Annotated in this window: 14 protein-coding genes; 8 read left to right on the top strand and 6 right to left on the bottom strand. The window is 58.3% G+C overall.

All coding sequences use genetic code 11. The features are described 5' to 3' along the window. Positions 1-5 precede the first annotated feature (5 nt). Positions 6-1322: a M16 family metallopeptidase gene (locus ACQ4N7_RS03220; protein WP_430710187.1), complete on the bottom strand. Its 1317-nt coding sequence runs from the start codon at positions 1320-1322 to the stop codon at positions 6-8. A gap of 273 nt (positions 1323-1595) precedes the next feature. Here ACQ4N7_RS03220 and ACQ4N7_RS03225 point away from each other — a divergent pair, with 273 nt between their 5' ends. Together ACQ4N7_RS03225 and ACQ4N7_RS03230 are read left to right on the top strand one after the other, a co-directional pair. Beyond that, a complete protein-coding gene (locus tag ACQ4N7_RS03225) occupies positions 1596-2309 on the top strand; it encodes a lysozyme (protein WP_430710188.1) in 714 nt (237 codons plus the stop codon). 391 nt (positions 2310-2700) lie between these two features. Continuing rightward, positions 2701-6528, top strand: coding sequence for an EAL domain-containing protein (locus ACQ4N7_RS03230; protein WP_430710189.1), 3828 nt, complete (start codon positions 2701-2703; stop codon positions 6526-6528). Here the strand turns inward: ACQ4N7_RS03230 and ACQ4N7_RS03235 are convergent. Beyond that, a complete protein-coding gene (locus ACQ4N7_RS03235) occupies positions 6467-7174 on the bottom strand; it encodes a substrate-binding periplasmic protein (protein WP_430710190.1) in 708 nt (235 codons plus the stop codon). The two genes, ACQ4N7_RS03230 and ACQ4N7_RS03235, sit on opposite strands and share 62 nt — an antisense overlap. A 167-nt stretch (positions 7175-7341) precedes the next feature. Between ACQ4N7_RS03235 and ACQ4N7_RS03240 the strand changes: the two genes are divergently transcribed. Both ACQ4N7_RS03240 and ACQ4N7_RS03245 read left to right on the top strand, forming a co-directional pair. Continuing rightward, positions 7342-7779: a hypothetical protein gene (locus tag ACQ4N7_RS03240; RefSeq protein WP_430710191.1), complete on the top strand. Its 438-nt coding sequence runs from the start codon at positions 7342-7344 to the stop codon at positions 7777-7779. Positions 7780-7895: 116 nt separating this feature from the next. Continuing rightward, positions 7896-8132 (top strand): ferredoxin-thioredoxin reductase variable chain, encoded by a 237-nt coding sequence (locus ACQ4N7_RS03245; RefSeq protein WP_430710192.1) that lies wholly within the window; start codon positions 7896-7898, stop codon positions 8130-8132. Between the two features lie 209 nt (positions 8133-8341). Here the strand turns inward: ACQ4N7_RS03245 and ACQ4N7_RS03250 are convergent, their stop codons facing one another. The 3 genes from ACQ4N7_RS03250 to bchM all read right to left on the bottom strand — a co-directional run bounded on the left by ACQ4N7_RS03250 (position 8342) and on the right by bchM (position 9817). After that, positions 8342-8569, bottom strand: a complete 228-nt coding sequence (locus ACQ4N7_RS03250) for a hypothetical protein (RefSeq protein WP_430710193.1) — start codon at positions 8567-8569, stop codon at positions 8342-8344. A 145-nt stretch (positions 8570-8714) separates the two neighbouring features. After that, a complete protein-coding gene (locus tag ACQ4N7_RS03255) occupies positions 8715-9104 on the bottom strand; it encodes a DUF423 domain-containing protein (protein ID WP_430710194.1) in 390 nt (129 codons plus the stop codon). Between the two features lie 14 nt (positions 9105-9118). Continuing rightward, complete coding sequence (bchM, locus tag ACQ4N7_RS03260; RefSeq protein ID WP_106871838.1) at positions 9119-9817, bottom strand: magnesium protoporphyrin IX methyltransferase; 699 nt, start codon at positions 9815-9817, stop codon at positions 9119-9121. Positions 9818-9992: 175 nt separating this feature from the next. On the opposite strand from bchM, the gene purE reads away from it, so the two are divergent. The 4 genes from purE (at position 9993) to ACQ4N7_RS03280 (ending at position 16412) form a co-directional block, all read left to right on the top strand. After that, a complete protein-coding gene (purE, locus tag ACQ4N7_RS03265; protein ID WP_430710195.1) occupies positions 9993-10541 on the top strand; it encodes a 5-(carboxyamino)imidazole ribonucleotide mutase in 549 nt (182 codons plus the stop codon). 509 nt (positions 10542-11050) lie between these two features. Further along, positions 11051-12550, top strand: coding sequence for an ammonium transporter (locus tag ACQ4N7_RS03270; RefSeq protein ID WP_430710196.1), 1500 nt, complete (start codon positions 11051-11053; stop codon positions 12548-12550). Between the two features lie 446 nt (positions 12551-12996). Then, the gene (locus ACQ4N7_RS03275) at positions 12997-15021 is read left to right on the top strand and encodes a DICT sensory domain-containing protein (RefSeq protein WP_430710197.1); all 2025 of its coding nucleotides are present in this window, start codon (positions 12997-12999) and stop codon (positions 15019-15021) included. 101 nt (positions 15022-15122) lie between these two features. Then, positions 15123-16412 carry a GTPase family protein gene (locus tag ACQ4N7_RS03280; protein WP_430710198.1) on the top strand — a complete coding sequence of 430 codons (1290 nt, stop codon included), beginning with the start codon at positions 15123-15125 and terminating at the stop codon, positions 16410-16412. A gap of 9 nt (positions 16413-16421) precedes the next feature. Here the strand turns inward: ACQ4N7_RS03280 and ACQ4N7_RS03285 are convergent, their stop codons facing one another. After that, positions 16422-17063 (bottom strand): PTPA-CTERM sorting domain-containing protein, encoded by a 642-nt coding sequence (locus tag ACQ4N7_RS03285; protein ID WP_430710199.1) that lies wholly within the window; start codon positions 17061-17063, stop codon positions 16422-16424. Positions 17064-17260 lie beyond the last annotated feature (197 nt).

Genomic DNA, 17260 nt, shown 5'->3' on the forward strand with positions numbered 1-17260 from the left:
CAATCCTAAGCCGCAGGCTGAAGAGCAACCACCCCGTAGGCCTCAGCCGAAAGGTAGCTCTGGGCCGCCTGCAGCACGTCCTCTACGCCCAGCTTTTGAATATAGGCCGGGTAGTTGAGGCCTTCGTCAATGTCACCGGTCAGCGTGTGGTAGTAGCCGTAGAGCCCGGCGCGATCGCTGGGGGTTTCGTTGGCAAAAATAAACCGATTGGCCACCTGGGTCTGCACCCGGCGCAGTTCGGCGGGGCTAACCGGCGCTTGGGTGATGGACTGGATGTGCTGGGCGATCGCGGCCTCCACCACCGCCAAATTCTCAGGTGGCAGCTGGGCCGACACCATAAACACCCCCTGGTGGGCCAGAGTCATATTGCTACAGCTAATGCTGGTCACCAGCTTGCGGTCTTCGCGCAGGTCGCGCACCAGGCGCGAGGTCAGCCCCCGACCCAAAATCGAGGCCACAATATCCAGGCCGTAGGTGTCGTCGAGCTGAGCCACACCTGGTACTCGCCAGGCCATCACCAGCCGCGCCTGGGCCAGGGCCGCGTCGTGGTGTACTGCTCGCCGCACCTCAGTAAAGGGCTCCTCCAGGTCACCAGGCAGCAGGGGCTTAAACCGCTCCATCGAGTTGGCGGCATCGAGAGCCCGGCGCTGGGCCATCGCTCGCTCAAACCCTTCGGCTACCGTGGCAATCAGGGTTTCTACCGGCAGGTTGCCCACCGCCACCGCCGTCATGCTCTGGGGCTGGTACCAGGTGCCGTGAAAGGTTCGCATCTGGGCCGGGGTCAGGTTTTCGACTACCGCCGTGGGGCCGAGCACAGGTCGGCGATAGGGCAGGCGGTCAAACACCAGCTCCATGGTGCGCGCGTAGGTGCGGCGGCGAGGGTTATCGTCGGCGCGGCGAATTTCTTCTAAGATTACCGGGCGCTCGCGCTCAAAGTCATCGTCGCTGAGGCGTGGGGCCATCACCATCTGAATTTGCAGCGGGGCCAGCGCCACAAAGTCTTGGGGAGCGGTGGTGATGTAGTACTTGGTATAGTCCTGGCTGGTGGCGGCGTTGGTAAAGGCTCCGCGCTCTTCTACCCGGCGCTCGAACTCGCCACACTGGAGCTGCTGGGTGCCCTTAAAAATCATGTGCTCTAGAAAGTGGGCCATGCCGTTGATGGCGTCACTTTCGACCGCCGAGCCCACCCGCAGCCAGAGGCTCAGATTGACCACCTCCAGAGGCATTTGCTCAGCAATCACCGTCAGGCCGTTGGGCAAGCGACGGATAGTGGGCGAAACCAGGCGAGAAGGCAGATCAGCGGTTGCTGAGAGCAAAGCCATAGCAAAAATTTGCAACCCGAAAAAACATTGAGCTTGGAGAAACGTGAACCTTTGAATAGTTTAACGACTGAACCGTCTGCCTGACACGTTCCTTGTCAATGCCCTAACTGTTACTCACCGATAGAAATAGATTGCAGATCATTAACCCAAGTTTACAGAGGCCAGTCCGCGGCGGCACTTTTTAGTCTGGGAGCCAAAACGGCGGAACTAAGTGTCCCATTCTGGCGAAAGTATTGTAAATTCCTGGTATGCCGCCTGTTCCGGGGAGATTCTATGGGCACCTGGATTAAAGAGACAGACATTGCAATTTATCTAATGCAGGGAGGCTACTGGATCTCCCGCATCACCAAGTATCCATCCAGCAACAATCCCAAAGAGCAGGTGGTGAACATTGGCAGCCTCAAGTCGTGGTTCACGCGCAGCGACTACCCCCGCGCGATGACGGTGTCTATTGGTACGGGTGCTCCAGAACCTCAGCCCATGCCGCCGCCGCCGCCGCCGCCGCCGCCGCCGGGCAACACCATCAATGCCGCTGGTTTAGAAATCGTCAAAGGGTTTGAAGGGCTGAGCCTGACTGCCTACCCCGATCCGGGTACCGGCGGTGAACCCTGGACGATTGGCTACGGCCATACCTCTGCCGCCGGGCCACCCCAGGTGTATAAGGGCCTTACCATTACTCGCGCCGAGGCCGAAGAGATTCTTAAACGCGACCTGGCTAAGTACGAGAAGGCCGTGGCCAACGCGGTTACTCGCACCCCCACCAGCGATCAGTTTTCGGCCCTGGTGTCGTTTACCTTCAACGTTGGTCCCGGCAATTTTCAGACCTCTACCCTGCTGCAAAAGCACAACGCGGGCGACTTCGCCGGAGCCTCAGAGGAGTTTGGCCGCTGGGTCTACGCCGGGGGCAACGTGATGCCCGGTTTGCAGCGGCGACGTCGAGCTGAGCGAGCCCTCTACCGCAGCGAAAACTGGCAGCAGTTTATGTAGATTTTTTATGTAGACTGCAGGGCTTAACCTGGGCGGTTGAAGCCGAATTTTGGCGCTGGCGCGATCGCGCCAGCGCCAAAATTCGTGTATGGGGCTGACATCAGCCCTCAGCTGCGGGCTGAGTTGGGTCAGCTACTATAGAGAGCATTAAGAGCTGTGAATCACGGCCTCAGTGATCGGTACCCAGTGGGGAAGAATAGGCTGAAGAGAACGCCTTGCCCCACCCTCAGGAACCTGTTGCCGCCCAGGCTGGCTGGGGCCGGTGGCAGCAAACACACCTAGCCGCGTTGATTACCCCGCTGCGAATACCGTTTAGGCGACATTACTGCTTTGCACGGAGACGTTTTTGAATGGAAAGCTGAAGCCACTTTTGCCCCTAAGAGCCTGATGTATGACCGGTGATGGGATATCAACTAAGCCCAACCATGGAACGCCTGACGGGCATGAGCAGCCTGTAGCAGCTGGCCAGCCCAGCCCGCTAGAGACCTCTGAGCAGCATTTTTGTGATGTCCTCAAAACGATGTCTCTGGCAGGACTGGTGGTCGATCCTCGGGGCTGCATTTTGTTCTGCAACGACTACTTGCTCTCCCTGACGGGCTGGCAGCGCCAGGAAGTTGTGGGCGGCAGCTGGGTTGAGCTGTTCATTCCGGCTGAGCAGCAGCAGTCGCATCGGAGCCTGTTTGAAGCGGCGATTGCCCAGGGGCAGTGCCCAACCCACCATGTCAACGAAATTTTGACTCGCAGCGGCGATCGCCGCCTGATCGCCTGGAATAACACCCTCTCTGTCAGTGCCGATGACCGCATCCAGCACATTACCAGCATCGGCCAAGACATTACCGATCAGCGCCAGAGCGATCAGCGCCTTAAAGAAAGCGAACGCCGTCTTCAAAAGGTAGCGGCGAACCTGCCTGGGGTGGCGCTGCGCTACGTGTTGGCCGCCTCGGGGGCAGAGACCATCACCTATGTTAGCCAGGGCTGCACTCAAGTTTGGGAGCTCGAGGCAGCCCAGATCCAGCAGCGGCCAGCCCTGCTGTGGCAGACCGTTCATCCGGGCGATCGCGAGGCGGTGTGGTATTTGATTCAGCACTCTAGCGAAACCCTGACGCCCTGGTTCTGCGAGTGGCGCACGGTAACCCCCTCCGGGCAGAGCAAGTGGCTACAGGGCATGGGCCGCCCGGAGCGTCTGGCCAATGGCGACACAGCCTGGGATGCGGTTGTGCTCGACATCAGCGATCGCAAGCAGACTGAGCAGGCACTAGTCGATGCCCACCAGCAGATGCAGGCTTTTATCGACAACACCCCAGCCCTGGTCAATTTATTCGATGCCAATGGGCGCTATCTGCGGGTCAACCAGGCCACCGCCGACCAGTTTGGCCTTAGCCCCCAAGATATCCAGGGCAAATTCTTTGCCGATCTGCTGCCGACTCCGGTGGTCAACACCTTCATGGCGCGAGTGCGGCAGCTGGCTACAACTCAGGCACCCCTCACCGTCGAAGACACCCTGCTGCTCAATAATGAGCAAAAAGTCTATCGTTCCGTGCTTTTTCCGATCAGGGGCAGCGGCGACGACGGCCCCACCTTCGGCTCGGTAGCGACCGACATTACGCCCCTGGTAGAGGCCCAGCAGGCCCTGCATCGTCAGGCCGAAGAAGAACGCCTGATTCGCACCATCACCCAGCACATTCATCAATCGCTGGATGTCGACCAGATTCTGCAAACCACCGTGACCGAGGTGAGGCAGTTTTTGCAGACCGATCGGGTGCTGATCTACCGCTTTAACCCCGATCTCAGCGGCACGATGGTGGTCGAGGCGGTGTTGCCACCCTGGCAGCCCACCCTGGGCCTGACCATACAAGACACCTGCTTTCTCACCACCCCAGAGCTGGTCGACCACTACCGCCAGGGCCACACTCACCATATCGACAACCTTAGTCAGGCCGATATTGACCCCTGCTACCGCAATTTTCTGGCTCGCTTTCAGGTGCAGGCCAATCTGGTTGTACCGATCAACTGCGGCAGCGAGCTGTGGGGGCTGCTGTGTGTGCACCACTGCCGCGCCCCGCGCCTGTGGCAGCCCAAAGAGAGTGCTCTGCTGGCTCAGCTCGCTGACCAGGTTGCGATTGCCCTACAGCAGAGCCAGCTACTGGCCCAAACCGCCGCCCTGGCCCGTCAGGAAAAGCTGCTCAACAACATCATTGGGGCCATTAGCGACAGCCTAGAGCTAAACACGCTGCTGCAGCGGGCCGCCACCGAAATGCTGCAGACGTTTCAAGCCAGCCGCAGCCTGGTGATTCTCTGTCAGGCCACTGATTCGTATCTGGTGCACACTAACGCGGCCAGCGTGCCCGGCTATGACAGTTTGCAGGGTCAGGTCATCCCGATTGAGGGCAACCCCCACGCCCAGCGGGTGCTCCATCAGGAGGATCCAGTAGTTGTCGACGATGTCACCCAGGAGCCCGCTCTCGCTGCCAACCTGGCCCTGGCGCTAGAGCTTAAGATCGGGGCTATTCTGGCTGTCTCCATCCGCTACCGGGGCGTGGTCAAAGGCATTTTGAGCGTCCACCAGTGCCCTGGTCCCCGCCACTGGAGCGAGGATGAAGTCAAACTGATCAAGCGGCTGGCCGACCACCTGGCGATCGCCATTCACCAGGCTGAGCTCTATGCCCAGGCCCAGAGCGAACTGGCCGAGCGCAAGCGGCTAGAGGCCCAGCTGCGCTACGATGCCTCCCACGATCGCCTCACCGGACTGCCCAACCGAGCGCTGTTTTTAGAGCAGCTGGCCCAGGCCCTCGACCAGCTGCACCACCATTGCCAGGCCCCGGCCGCCCCGGCCTGCCCAACGCCAGATGCCCCCTCAACCTCCTGCTGCGATTCCGGGACAGATACTCGTTCCGAGTCGGGTTCCATTGCTGAAATGCCGCAGGCTAGACGCTGTGCAAATCACCAGTTTGCCCTGCTGTTTCTCGACCTAGACCGCTTTAAGGTTATCAACGACAGCCTGGGTCACGCCATGGGCGATCACCTGCTGCAGATCGTGGCCCAGCGCCTGCAAGACTGCCTGCGCCCGGTCGATCTGGCTGCCCGCCTGGGGGGCGACGAGTTTGTGGTGCTGCTAAACGACCTCAGCGATGCCGCCGTCGCTATCAGCATGGCCCAGCGCATTCACGCTATGCTCGAAGCCCCGGTGCTGCTTGAGGGGCACGAGGTCTTTATCCACGCCAGCATTGGCATTGCGCTCAGCTCTAAGACCTATACCGACCCCAACCAGGTGCTGCGCGACGCCGATATCGCCATGTACAAAGCCAAGGGCAGCAACCGCGAGTACGCTATTTTTGACGCCCCCATGCACACCCTGGTCGTGCAGCAAATGCAGCTCGAAAACGACCTGCGTCGCGCGCTCGAGCATGGGGAACTGCGGCTGTATTACCAACCCATTGTCAATCTGTCCACGGGTGAAATTCAGGGGTTTGAGGCCCTGGTGCGGTGGCAGCACCCCCGGCGGGGGCTGGTGCCTCCCCTAGACTTTATTCCCATTGCCGAAAATACCGGACTGATTACCGGCCTTGACCTCTGGACCCTAAACGAAGCCTGTCGCCAGATTAGCGAGTGGCAACAGCAGTTTGCCATCAGCCAGCGGCTCACCGTCAGCGTCAACTTGTCGGGCAAACAGTTTGTACGCCCCGATCTGATTCAGCAGATCGACAACGCCCTCGATCGCAATAACCTACAAGGGCGACAGCTCAAGATTGAGATCACCGAGAGCGTGCTGATTCAAAATGCTCAGCTGGCCATTGATCTGCTCAAACAGCTGCGCCAGCGCCATATCCAGGTCTGTATGGATGACTTTGGCACCGGCTATTCGTCGTTGAGCTACCTGCATCGCTTTCCCATTGACGTGCTCAAAATCGACAAGTCGTTTGTGACCACCCTGCACGACCCAGCTCCCTGCCAGGGCGACTATGAAATTGTCAAAGCCATTATTAGCCTGGCCACCAACCTCAACCTGACGGTGGTGGCCGAGGGCATCGAAACGGCCAATCAAGCCCACTATCTCAAGGCCCACCAGTGCCAGGGCGGCCAGGGCTACTATTTCTCTAAACCCCTGCCGGTGGAGGCGGCCACGGCTCTGATAGAGCAGCTCAACGGCTCACCCGCCGCTAAAACGGAAACGGCTTATAGGGAATCCACTGGGCCCACAGCTTCGCCAGAGTGCCACTGACAATGAGCTGGTTGAGGGCCTGGTTGAGCGCCTCTAGCAGCTCGCGGTTGCCGGGCAATACGCCAATGCCAAAGGGGTGCTGGGTGGGCAGCTGAAAGGCAACTCGCAGGGTGTTGGTATCGGCTTCGGCAGTCAGCAACGGCAGGGCGTCGCCCACCAGGGCATCAATTTCGTGTTGGGCCAGGGCGCGCAGTAGAGCCGATCGGGTCTGGTCTGACACCGTAAATGGTACCCATTCCAGGTCGGGCAGAGCCTCAGCGAGCCCCAATGAGGTACCACCGGCCAGGGCCGCCAAACGCTTGCCCGCCAGGTCTGACACTGTATGGATAGGGCTGTCTTCGCGCACCAGCACGGCCTCGTCAAAGCGACCGTAGGGCCGGGTAAAGTCGGCCCAGGCGCGGCGGTCTTGGGTAATGGCTTGGCTAAACCACACCACGTCGTAGTTGCCCGTGCTCAGGGTCGGGTAAAACTTGGCGGGCTCAACATCAAACCACACCGGCTCTAGCCCTAGCACCTCACCTACCGCTCGCGCCACGGCGGGTTCATACCCCAGGCGATCGCCCTCCTGAATGAAGCTCATGGGGCGAGCGTCAAAATCGCTGGCAATAATTGCAAGTTGACCAGGGCGAACGGTGGTGAAATCCATAAACCAGGCAAAGACCTTATGTTGTAAACGTATTGTGACACCAAACCCGGACTCCCTAGGGGGGCTGTCTCCCCCCAGAGCGTAGATCATGGCCCCATCTTTCCCTTGAAATCCCCCTCCTTTCATGGAATGGTGAAGAGAGTACTGCAAGCATGCCCGAGAGCTGAATGACTGTTGGTAACCCTGCCTCTGATCCGGCCTTTGCCCCGCTGCGCGACTTTCGACCGCTGTTGCTCAAGGCCCACAAGATTTTGATGGATGCTGAGAAAGACCGCTACGAAGCCAGCCACGGCGCGATCGCGACCAAGGGCGACTACCTGCGGCTGGTGCTCAGCCACGAGCAGTTTAGCTGGCTGCGGCCTATTTCTCAGCTGATTGTCCAGATCGACGAAGTGCTGATGTCGAAGCAGCCCCAGCCCGTGGAGCGTGGCCCCGAGCTGCTCAACCAGGCCCGCCACCTGCTGCACGACACCGAAATTGGCCAGGTGTTTCAAGACCGCACTCAAACCCTTGCCCGCAGCAACCCAGAAATGGCCGCTATGGCCCAGCGCATGGACGAACTCATGCAGCCCTACGGCCCTCAGCCCGGAAACAGCCCCACCTAATTGAGCGCGCCCACGTGCAGGCGACCATCCTGTGCAAAGATAAGAGGGTTGCAAACAGCAAGTTCCCACCTGGATACCAGGCGCTAGGGAGGACTGAGTAAGAGCGAGTGTGTGTTATGAACGTTGGCGATCGCGTCCGAATCAAAGAATCCGTAATTTTTTATCACCACCCGCTGCACCGCAACGAAGCCTTCGATGCCAAGGGCCTAGAGGGTGTGATTATCAATATTCTTACCGACTACAAGGGCCGCCCCATCAGCCCCAACTTTCCTGTGCAGGTTGAGTTTGAGGTTGAGGGAGCCAAGCGCCCTATGCGCGCTCACCTCAAGCGCGACGAGCTAGAAAGCCTTTAAAAGTCAAAAATTTACCGTAGAGCGGCTGTCTCAACTATTTGAGCGAGACGCGGTTCTATGTTGCCTGTTCCCGGTCAAGCAGGAGTTGCTCAGGCCAGAGTTCTTATGCTAAGTCCGCTTTGTCTACAGCCATTTGGGCTGGGCAAATACCGTTTGCCCCTACATAGGGCATCGGTTTGGAACTGGAGCGATGCAATTCGGATTGGATATCAGACCGGGCGACGGTTAAATAACCTCAACAGGTTCAGCTCCGATCGCATCTGTTCAAGATCGCGCTGGTTTTCGGCAGCCACCTGGTAATACCACTGGCAGTACTCCTCCAGGCTGGCCCGGTGCTCTAGCTCCAGACGAAACTCCTGGGCCGCCTGATGCAGCTCCAGGTACTCAATCGCCTCCTGGGTCGTCGCCAGCGATCGCGGCCTTAGGTATTCAAACATAGCTAACTGGAGCGCTGTAGCTCATCATAGCTTGCAAGTAGGGGCAGGGGGTGGATGGGTAGTAGGTGGGTAAGCGGGTAGGTGGGTTCAAACCCATCCACTCATCCACTCATCCACATTGCAACGCACCCAAGCACCCACGCCCCTACTCACCCACTCCAACTAGAGCCGCCACCGCCAAACAACCCCAGCCCAGCATCAGCACGGCACCGCCAACCGGGGCTACCGCGCCCAATAGGTTTTGTCCGGTCAGGGCCAGGGCGTAGAGACTGCCTGAGAAAATAGCGGTACCGGCGACAAAAGCCCAGCCTGCGACTGTCAGCAGCCCCGGCGCACCGAGACCCTGAACCAGCACCAGGGCGACCAGCAGCAGGGCCAGGGCGTGGTACATCTGGTAGCGAGCGCCGGTTTCAAAAATGGTCAGCAGGCGATCGCTGAGCTGAGCCCTGAGGGCGTGGGTGGCAAAGGCCCCTGCCGCCACCGAGGTACCGCCTAGCAGGGCTGCGATCGCCACAAACAGTCGAGCCGTTGTCATGGTTGCCCTTTCATCTAGCTGGCTGAAGGTTCGCGCACCGCCTCTACCAGGCGCGAGAAGTAGAACTGGGTTTTGGTCATCGCCCGCCGCTCAATGTGCCAGCCGTCGGCTTCCAGCGCCTTGATGATATCGGCCTCCCGGTGCAGATAGGCCCGCGTAGCCTTGCTGGGGCCGGGGAAAAACTCGCCCACCTTCTTCAGCGCGCTGTAGAAAACCGTCTTGGGCGCAAAGCTCATGATCAGACGCGACTCCGCCAGCGAACTCAGGTGGCTAATCATGGCCTGCACCTTGTCCTGCGGGTAGTGAATCAGCACGTCCAGACAAATTACCGTGTGATAGCGCCCAGCTAGCTCCTCCAGGTCTTTGACCTCAAAGGTGGGCAGGTTTTTGCCCTCTAGCGCCACCTCGGCCCGCTGTCGCGCCTCTTCTACCATTTTGGCGGAGATGTCGCTGGCGTAGACCTGAGCCCCCGCCTGGGCCAGCGGGATGGAGAGACTGCCCACGCCACAGCCCGCGTCGCAGCAGGTGAGCCCGGCCAGGTTGCCATCGGCCTCTAGCCAGCCCATCAGGGTATCAACGGTGCGCTGATGGCCCTTGCGAATGTCGAGCTGTACTTTGTTGACCTCACCATCGCCGTAGATGCGCTGCCAGCGGTCAAACCCAGTGGCGTTGAAATACTCACGAACTACGGTCTTATCGTCGGTGGCAGTCATGGGTGGGCTTTAGAGATTGCTAACTTCTGTAAAATTCTATGATGTTTTGCTGCGTCAAACCGCTCCGCAACGAAACTCAATCTTCCCCATTGCCCTGGAGAAATTCTTTGGACGACCGTGGCCAGAACTCGCTGGTGGCATGATGGGAAAGCACTCTCTAACAGCATAGAAGACCATGGCTACTCCTCCGGTTGCTCCTGCCCCTGTTGCGCCTGAAGTTGGCATCATCATGGGCAGCGACTCAGACCTGCCGACCATGGCGGCTGCCATTGAGGTCTGCGCCGAGTTTGGGGTAGCCCATGAGGTGGCCATTGTGTCAGCCCATCGCACCCCAGAGCGCATGGTCACCTACGCGCAAACGGCCCGCGATCGCGGCCTCAAGGTTATCATCGCCGGCGCGGGCGGCGCGGCCCACTTACCGGGCATGGTCGCCGCCCTCACCCCCCTGCCGGTGATTGGCGTGCCCGTGGTCAGCCGCACCATGCAGGGGCTCGACTCGCTCTACTCCATTGTGCAAATGCCCGCAGGCATTCCGGTAGCTACGGTAGCGATTGGCAACGCCAAAAACGCCGGGCTGCTGGCGGTGCAAATTTTGGGCACCGGTCGCCCCGACTTACTGAACCAGGTCGCCCAGTATCGCCGCGACCTAGAAGCCTCGGTACTGGCTAAACAGCAAAAACTTGAGCACCTCGGTCCCCAACGCTATCTGCAAAATCAGGGCTAGGGATCGCCAGCACCGGCCAAAGACTATGTTCCTTTAAGAATTTTTTGGGCAGGAATTTAACTTATCGCTAAGTAACCCCATGTTTTAAGGGCGAGTCCCATGACGCTGGCGCGCCACTCCACACGCCACTCCACGCAATGAAAATGAGGTTTATTTTCAGGGCAATCCGGGGAATGTAGTGCCTTCACAGGGTGCTATGTATCGCCTGATACAGATTGACGGCCTCAGAATTGATGGAATCAATTTGTTCCGTTCTATAGGCGAATTCCTCTGCCTGACAAATGTTGAAAATATCCAGGCAGATTGGCGTAGGTTTCTAAGGGTGTTTTAGCTAAGGTTAGCCACCCGTAGAGACTTGCTGCTTTTGCGTATCGGTTCGCAGAAATTATCTTTTCTGTGGGCCTTAGCTCCCATACTGGTCTGTCTCGCCGCCCTGGGGCTGAGGGTTCAGGTCTAAAAACGGTAGGCCGTGTTCACTGTCTGATTGTGTTGAAGGAACGTCTGTTGAGATGTCTAATTTAGTGTTGCGTAATCGTTCGAGGTTCCGAAAGCGGTCAAAGGCCAGTTTTTGGAATACCAGCGTGCCGCCCTTCGATAAGGCGATTAAGCGTCTGTTTGGCCGCGTGGGCGGTTGGGCTTGGGTAGCCTGCATTCCTCTGACGCTAATTATTTTGGCTACCTGGGGAGTCGCTGCTCAGGCGCAAGAAGAGTTGACCGCAGCGGATGTGCAAGTCACCCTCAACAATATTTGGGTGATGGTTGCTGCGTTCCTAGTCATTTTCATGAATGCCGGTTTCGGCATGCTAGAAACGGGCTTCTGTAGGCAAAAGAATGCCGTCAACGTCCTGACCAAGAACCTGATTGTTTTTGCCCTGGCTACCCTAGCCTACTGGTTCATTGGCTTTTCCCTAATGTTTGGGGCTAATGGCAACGGTTGGGTAGGCTGGGGGAGCTTCTTCCTCGGTGGTGCCCCCGAGCTCTATGGTCTAGGCCCCGATGGGCTCAACCTATCGAAAGATACGTTCTTTCTGTTCCAAGTTGCCTTCGCTGGTACCGCTGCCACGATTGTGTCGGGAGCAGTGGCCGAGCGCATCAAGTTTGTTGACTTTCTCATCTTTAGCATTCTGCTGACGGCTATTGCCTATCCCATCACTGGCCACTGGCTGTGGGGCGGCGGTTGGCTGTTTGAGCTTGGCTTCCACGACTTCGCAGGCTCTACCATTGTGCACTCGGTTGGTGGCTGGGCTGCCCTCATGGGTGCCGCATTTCTTGGCCCCCGCATGGGCAAGTACACCTCCGAGGGACAGGTCAGCGCGCTGCCCGGTCACAACCTGAGCATTGCTACGCTGGGCTGTCTGATTCTCTGGCTGGGCTGGTTTGGCTTCAACCCCGGTTCTCAGCTGGCTGCCGATTTGGCTGTACCTTACATTGCAGTGACCACTAACCTGGGTGCTGCAGCTGGCGGTGTGGCCGCTACGTTTGTCTCTTGGGCATTGAGCGGCAAGCCGGATCTATCTATGACCATCAACGGTATCTTGGCTGGTCTAGTATCGGTTACTGCTGGCTGCTTTGTCTTTGGCTATGCCGGCGCATTCTGGGCCGGTTTGATTGGCGGCATCTTGGTGGTGTTTGCGGTCGGCTTCTTTGACAGCATCAAAATCGATGACCCCGTGGGCGCAACCTCCGTGCACCTGGTGTGCGGCGTATGGGGCACTCTCGCCGTCGGCTTGTTTGCCAACCCCAATAACTTTACCCAGGGTGGTGAAGGTATTGCTGGCCTGTTCTACGGTGGTGGTCTAGCTCAGCTGGGTGTTCAAATCTTGGGCATTTTGACCATTGGTTTGTTCACCGTAGTGCTGTCGTCCATTTTCTGGCTTATTCTCAAGGCAGTGTTGGGCCTGCGGGTCAGCGCTGAGGAAGAGATGAAAGGGCTGGATATTGGTGAGCACGGCATGGAAGCCTACAGCGGCTTTCTGAAGGACACCACCGACATGACCGGTGTGATGTAGCCAACCAATTTAGGTTGAGGGCAACCAACTTCAACTACAGGGCCTGCTTAGCCATTCTGTTTAGAAAAAGGTAGGCCTTACTAAGCGTCTGAGTGTAGTACTCAGGCGCTTGGTTTTTAGTGGTTATAAACCTCAGGCAAAGATTGCTCTAAAAAGCCGTCCCATCGACTTCGCTGAGGCCCATCGACTTCGCTCAGGAACCGGCTGGGGCTGTTGTTATCGCTGGGGTGTCGTGCTAAAGGCACGGACAATTGATATAACTCAGGCTGAATGCCGATTTTGGCAAATGGTTACAATCTGCTTTAGGCATAGGAGGCACCTGGTAGGCTATGTGAGAGTACCTGCTGCCGATGCCAACAGGTTCCCTTTAGGTTCATTCTTGAACACCTGTTCACCCCAAACACCTATAGAGAACCTGATCAATCGACGGTTCCGCATCCTGAACCATGAGCAATTCCACGTCTGTAGTGGAAGAATTGCTAAGCGCAATTCCTCAGCTGAGACCCAGTCTCTATTTCAAAACTTCGTTAACCGCGTTGTCCCACGCGATGGAAGATCACGTGTTGGCGGGGACAACGAAGTTTTTGGTGATTGCCAGCTTTCAGCAGGAGCGGTTTTATCTGCAAGAGGCCAACCGCTACCTACGCATTGCCGAACTCACCGATCAGATTTACGTGCTCTCGGCTATGGGCACCAGTTTTGTCAGCCGCTCAGAGAACTACGAGACGATCGCCTTTGAAGCGGACGATACCCTCACCCAGGAGTGGCACCTGGTGGTGGTTGGCAGCGACTACAGCGCCTGCTTAATCTGTCGGGAGCGATCGCCCGTACCGCCCACCGAGGGGCCGCCCCTCGACCAAACCCGTCGGTTTGAAGGCATTTGGACCCAAGATCGCTATGTCACCCAGACAGCAGCGGGGCTGCTGCTCGATCGCATCGTGGGGTATCGCCCCAATCTGGCTGACAAAGTTGCGATCGCTCGCCAGCGCTACCTTGACCCTACCCTCATCCCTTCTGAGCAACTAGGCGGCAGCGGCGGCCCCGACCCCTTTACCCAGCGTCTGGTGACCTACCTGCAGGCGGGGCAGTACAAACTGCTCAAGGCCTATAAAGCCATTACGGCCCAGGAGCGGCGCGAACGCTTGGTCAACTCGATTACCTCAGTCGTGCGCCAGTCGCTCAACGCCGACGAGATCTTTGCCAAAGCCGCCCAGGAGCTGGGCCAGGCGCTGCAGGTCTGCCGCTGCCTGATCTACCCCTGTAGCGCCACCGACGCCACGGTTGAGATCGCCCACCAGCACCTCAACAACACCGTAGACTCGCTGCTGGGCGAAACCTGGCCCCTGGCCACCAACCCGCTGTTTGACTACGTTCAAGACACCAAAGAAACCGTTGCCATTGCCGATACCCAGGCTCGCGACTCGCCCTTTCGTCAGGAGCTAGAGGCCATTCGACCGCTGCTCGAGCGGTGGCAGATTCGCGCCTGGCTAATTGTGCCGCTCACCTACCAGGGTCGACTGGTGGGGCTAATCGAGCTGCACCAGTGCCAGCCTGAGCCCTACGAGTGGAGCGAAGACGATACGGCGCTGGTGGATGCGATCGCGACCCAGCTCAGCGTGGCTGTCATTCAGGCTGAAGCCTACACCAACCTGCAAGACCTGAACCAGCAGCTAGCCGCGCTCGATCGCACCCGGGCCAACCTGATTGCCATTACCGGCCACGAGCTGCGCACGCCGCTATCCACCATTCAGGTCTGCCTCGAAAGCCTGGCCACCGAACCCGACATGCCCAATGAGCTGCGGCAAATTATGCTGCAATCGGCCCTCGAAGACGCCGAGCGCATGCGCAAGCTGGTGCAAGACTTTCTCACCCTGTCGCGGCTGGAGAGCGGTCGAGTTGAGTGGAATTTGGAATCGCTTTCGATTCAAGAATGCGTCGATCTAGCCCTCAGCAGCATCCACAGCAGCCAGGACAACGCCGAAACTCCCAGCATTACCGTCAAAATTCCCAAGCAGGTACCGCTGGTGCGGGCCGACGGCGAGTGGCTGGTAGAAGTACTGGCCAAGCTGCTCGACAATGCTCAAAAATTTACGCCCGCCAACGGCAAAATTACCATTCAGGTCACTCGCTCTAGCCCAACCCACCTACAGGTCACCGTGGCCGATACCGGACGTGGCATTGAGCCCAGTCGCCTAAATGTTGTGTTTGACCGCTTTTATCAAGAAGAGGGGGCGCTGCGCCGCACCACGGGCGGCACCGGCCTGGGCTTAGCCATGTGTCGTCAAATTGTGGAAGGGCTGGGCGGCACTATTTGGGCCGAGTCGGCTGGCAAAAACAAAGGTAGCCAGTTTCACTTTACAATCCCCATTGCCCAGGGCAAGCTCGACGGGCGCAGCAGCCGGTCTAGCCGAGCGACAACCAGGCAGCCCGTTACCCTACCCGGCAACCCCTCGGTGCTCGTCGACGACTAACCGACCCAGACTGACCCGCTGAGCAGCAGCAGCGCCGGGCGCTAGCATGAGGACATGGCATGATATGAGCCATAGTCGGTAAGCCACAGCAAAGGATGGGCATGGGCGATCGCCAACCACCACATCAGTCGTCGTGGGCTGCTCCGCTGACGGAAGCTTGGCAACAGCTGCGCGATCGCGCCAGCCAGCTGCGACCTACCCAACAGCTCAGCCGCTGGTTCAACGTTGACGATGACAGAGTAGCCGAAATTTTAGCGGCGGTGCGTGAGCAGTTGCCCACCACCGAGGCGCTGCTGATTGGCAAGCCCCAGGCGGGCAAAAGCTCGATTGTGCGAGGCCTAACCGGAATATCTGCTGACATTGTAGGCCAGGGTTTTAAGCCCCATACCCAGCATACCCAGCGCTACGCCTACCCCTCCGAAGACCTGCCCCTGCTGATTTTTACCGATACCGTGGGCCTGGGCGACATTGTTCAGGCCACCGATGCGATCGTGGCCGAGCTAGTCGAAGATCTCAACAGCAGCAGCAAGGCCCGCATTCTGATTCTGACCGTCAAAATTAATGACTTTGCTACCGATACGCTGCGACAGGTTGCGGCTGCCCTACGACAGCAGTTTCCAACTGTGCCCTGCCTGCTGGTCGTCACCTCGGCCCACGAAGTCTACCCGCCCAGCCAGACTGACCATCCTCCTTACCCCCCTGGCCTAGAAGCGGTTCAGCGCCCCTTCAACGCTATTCAGGCCAATTTTGAGGCCCTGGTCGATCGCACTGTGTTAATCGACTTCACCCTCGACGAAGATGGGTTTGAGCCGGTATTTTATGGCCTGGAGGCCCTGCGCGACGCCCTGGCCGATCTGCTGCCAGAGGCCGAAGCCCAGGCGTTGTACCAGCTGCTCGACGAGCAGGCCGAGGCTGCCGATCAGCTGGGCAACCTGTATCGTGACGTGGGACGACACTATATTTCTGCCTTCGCGGTGATGGCCGCCACCCTGGCCGCGGTGCCCCTGCCCTTTGCCACCATGCCCGTATTGACGGCGCTCCAGGTCTCGATGGTGGGGCTGCTGGGTAAGCTCTACGGCCAAACCCTCAGCCCCTCCCAGGCGGGCGGGCTGATCAGCGCGATCGCGGGCGGCTTCTTGGCCCAGGCCGTCGGGCGCGAGTTAGTCAAGTTTATTCCCGGCTTTGGCAGCGTGATTGCCGCCTCCTGGGCCGCCGCCTACACCTGGGCCCTGGGCGAAGGGGCCTGCGTCTACTTTGGCGACCTGATGGGCGGCAAAAAGCCCGATCCGCAAAAAATTCAGGCCGCGATGAGAGAAGCCTTTACTTTGGCCAAAGATCGCTTCAAGGGCGGTGCGAGTGAGACAGCAACCTCTAACAGCCACGGTCCTTAGCCGCTGTGGCTAAGGACCGTGGCTGTCATCATGACGCCGTTTGCGCAGTACCGCTACACCCATGCCCACCAGCCCAGGCAGCAGCACCGGAGTTGGGACAGGGGTAGGTTCATCTATCACCAAATCAATTCTGAAGTCCAGACCTCCCCGTGGAATTGAGGCTAAATCTTGTGCAAAACCTAGCCGGAAAATAACTTCTAGCTGATTACCTGCCAGTATGTTGACCAATGGATTCTGAAGAAAGGCAGAACTTCCCAGCGGCACGAGTTTATACCCGATCAAAGAGTTTTGGCCTAGAGCGCCAAAATCGGGTGCCAAGAAGCTATAAACATCATCCCCGGAGGTGACATTGTTAAACTGCACCTGATCGGTGAGGGTAAATCGAATGGAGGCTTCATCCAGGTCTATATCCCAAAGGCCGCCAAATTGAGTCAGCTCACGGCCTGCTCCAACCACCACATCGGTAGGACCACGATCAAAGATAACGTCCCCTGTATAGGGAATCTCGTTTGTGGTTCCAGGCTCTCTGAGGATATTCTCAACGCTTACGGCGCTGTTAAGGGAAAACGCTTGAGCAGAGTCTGTCCACATGACACCCAGAGCCAAGGCGGCACCGACCCCAAGGCCGACGCTTATGAATTTCTCCTTCATCTGCTTCTCCGAAACGGGGGCTTTAACTACTTACGAGAGGCAGATGCACAGTCCGGGTAACTCGCGGGCAAACTCGCAGCCAGGTGCGGTTCATACTCCGTCCATGTTCTAACAAAAAATACGTAAATTTAGCCAAGACATGGTTAGAAAGTTTACCAAGCCTTGACAAAACAATCAGGATTTGGAGGCGATCGCCT

This window comes from Nodosilinea sp. AN01ver1, assembly GCF_050565655.1.
Classification (GTDB): domain Bacteria; phylum Cyanobacteriota; class Cyanobacteriia; order Phormidesmidales; family Phormidesmidaceae; genus Nodosilinea.

Bases quoted from the DNA above. Each gene is read 5' to 3' on its own strand.
- ACQ4N7_RS03225 (WP_430710188.1), top strand. From the start codon at position 1,596: ATGGGCACCTGGATTAAAGAGACAGACATTGCAATTTATCTAATGCAG.
- ACQ4N7_RS03220 (WP_430710187.1), bottom strand. From the start codon at position 1,322: ATGGCTTTGCTCTCAGCAACCGCTGATCTGCCTTCTCGCCTGGTTTCG.
- ACQ4N7_RS03245 (WP_430710192.1), top strand. From the start codon at position 7,896: ATGAACGTTGGCGATCGCGTCCGAATCAAAGAATCCGTAATTTTTTAT.
- ACQ4N7_RS03230 (WP_430710189.1), top strand. From the start codon at position 2,701: ATGACCGGTGATGGGATATCAACTAAGCCCAACCATGGAACGCCTGAC.
- ACQ4N7_RS03250 (WP_430710193.1), bottom strand. From the start codon at position 8,569: ATGTTTGAATACCTAAGGCCGCGATCGCTGGCGACGACCCAGGAGGCG.
- bchM (WP_106871838.1), bottom strand. From the start codon at position 9,817: ATGACTGCCACCGACGATAAGACCGTAGTTCGTGAGTATTTCAACGCC.
- ACQ4N7_RS03235 (WP_430710190.1), bottom strand. From the start codon at position 7,174: ATGGATTTCACCACCGTTCGCCCTGGTCAACTTGCAATTATTGCCAGC.
- purE (WP_430710195.1), top strand. From the start codon at position 9,993: ATGGCTACTCCTCCGGTTGCTCCTGCCCCTGTTGCGCCTGAAGTTGGC.
- ACQ4N7_RS03270 (WP_430710196.1), top strand. From the start codon at position 11,051: ATGTCTAATTTAGTGTTGCGTAATCGTTCGAGGTTCCGAAAGCGGTCA.
- ACQ4N7_RS03240 (WP_430710191.1), top strand. From the start codon at position 7,342: ATGACTGTTGGTAACCCTGCCTCTGATCCGGCCTTTGCCCCGCTGCGC.
- ACQ4N7_RS03275 (WP_430710197.1), top strand. From the start codon at position 12,997: ATGAGCAATTCCACGTCTGTAGTGGAAGAATTGCTAAGCGCAATTCCT.
- ACQ4N7_RS03285 (WP_430710199.1), bottom strand. From the start codon at position 17,063: ATGAAGGAGAAATTCATAAGCGTCGGCCTTGGGGTCGGTGCCGCCTTG.
- ACQ4N7_RS03280 (WP_430710198.1), top strand. From the start codon at position 15,123: ATGGGCGATCGCCAACCACCACATCAGTCGTCGTGGGCTGCTCCGCTG.
- ACQ4N7_RS03255 (WP_430710194.1), bottom strand. From the start codon at position 9,104: ATGACAACGGCTCGACTGTTTGTGGCGATCGCAGCCCTGCTAGGCGGT.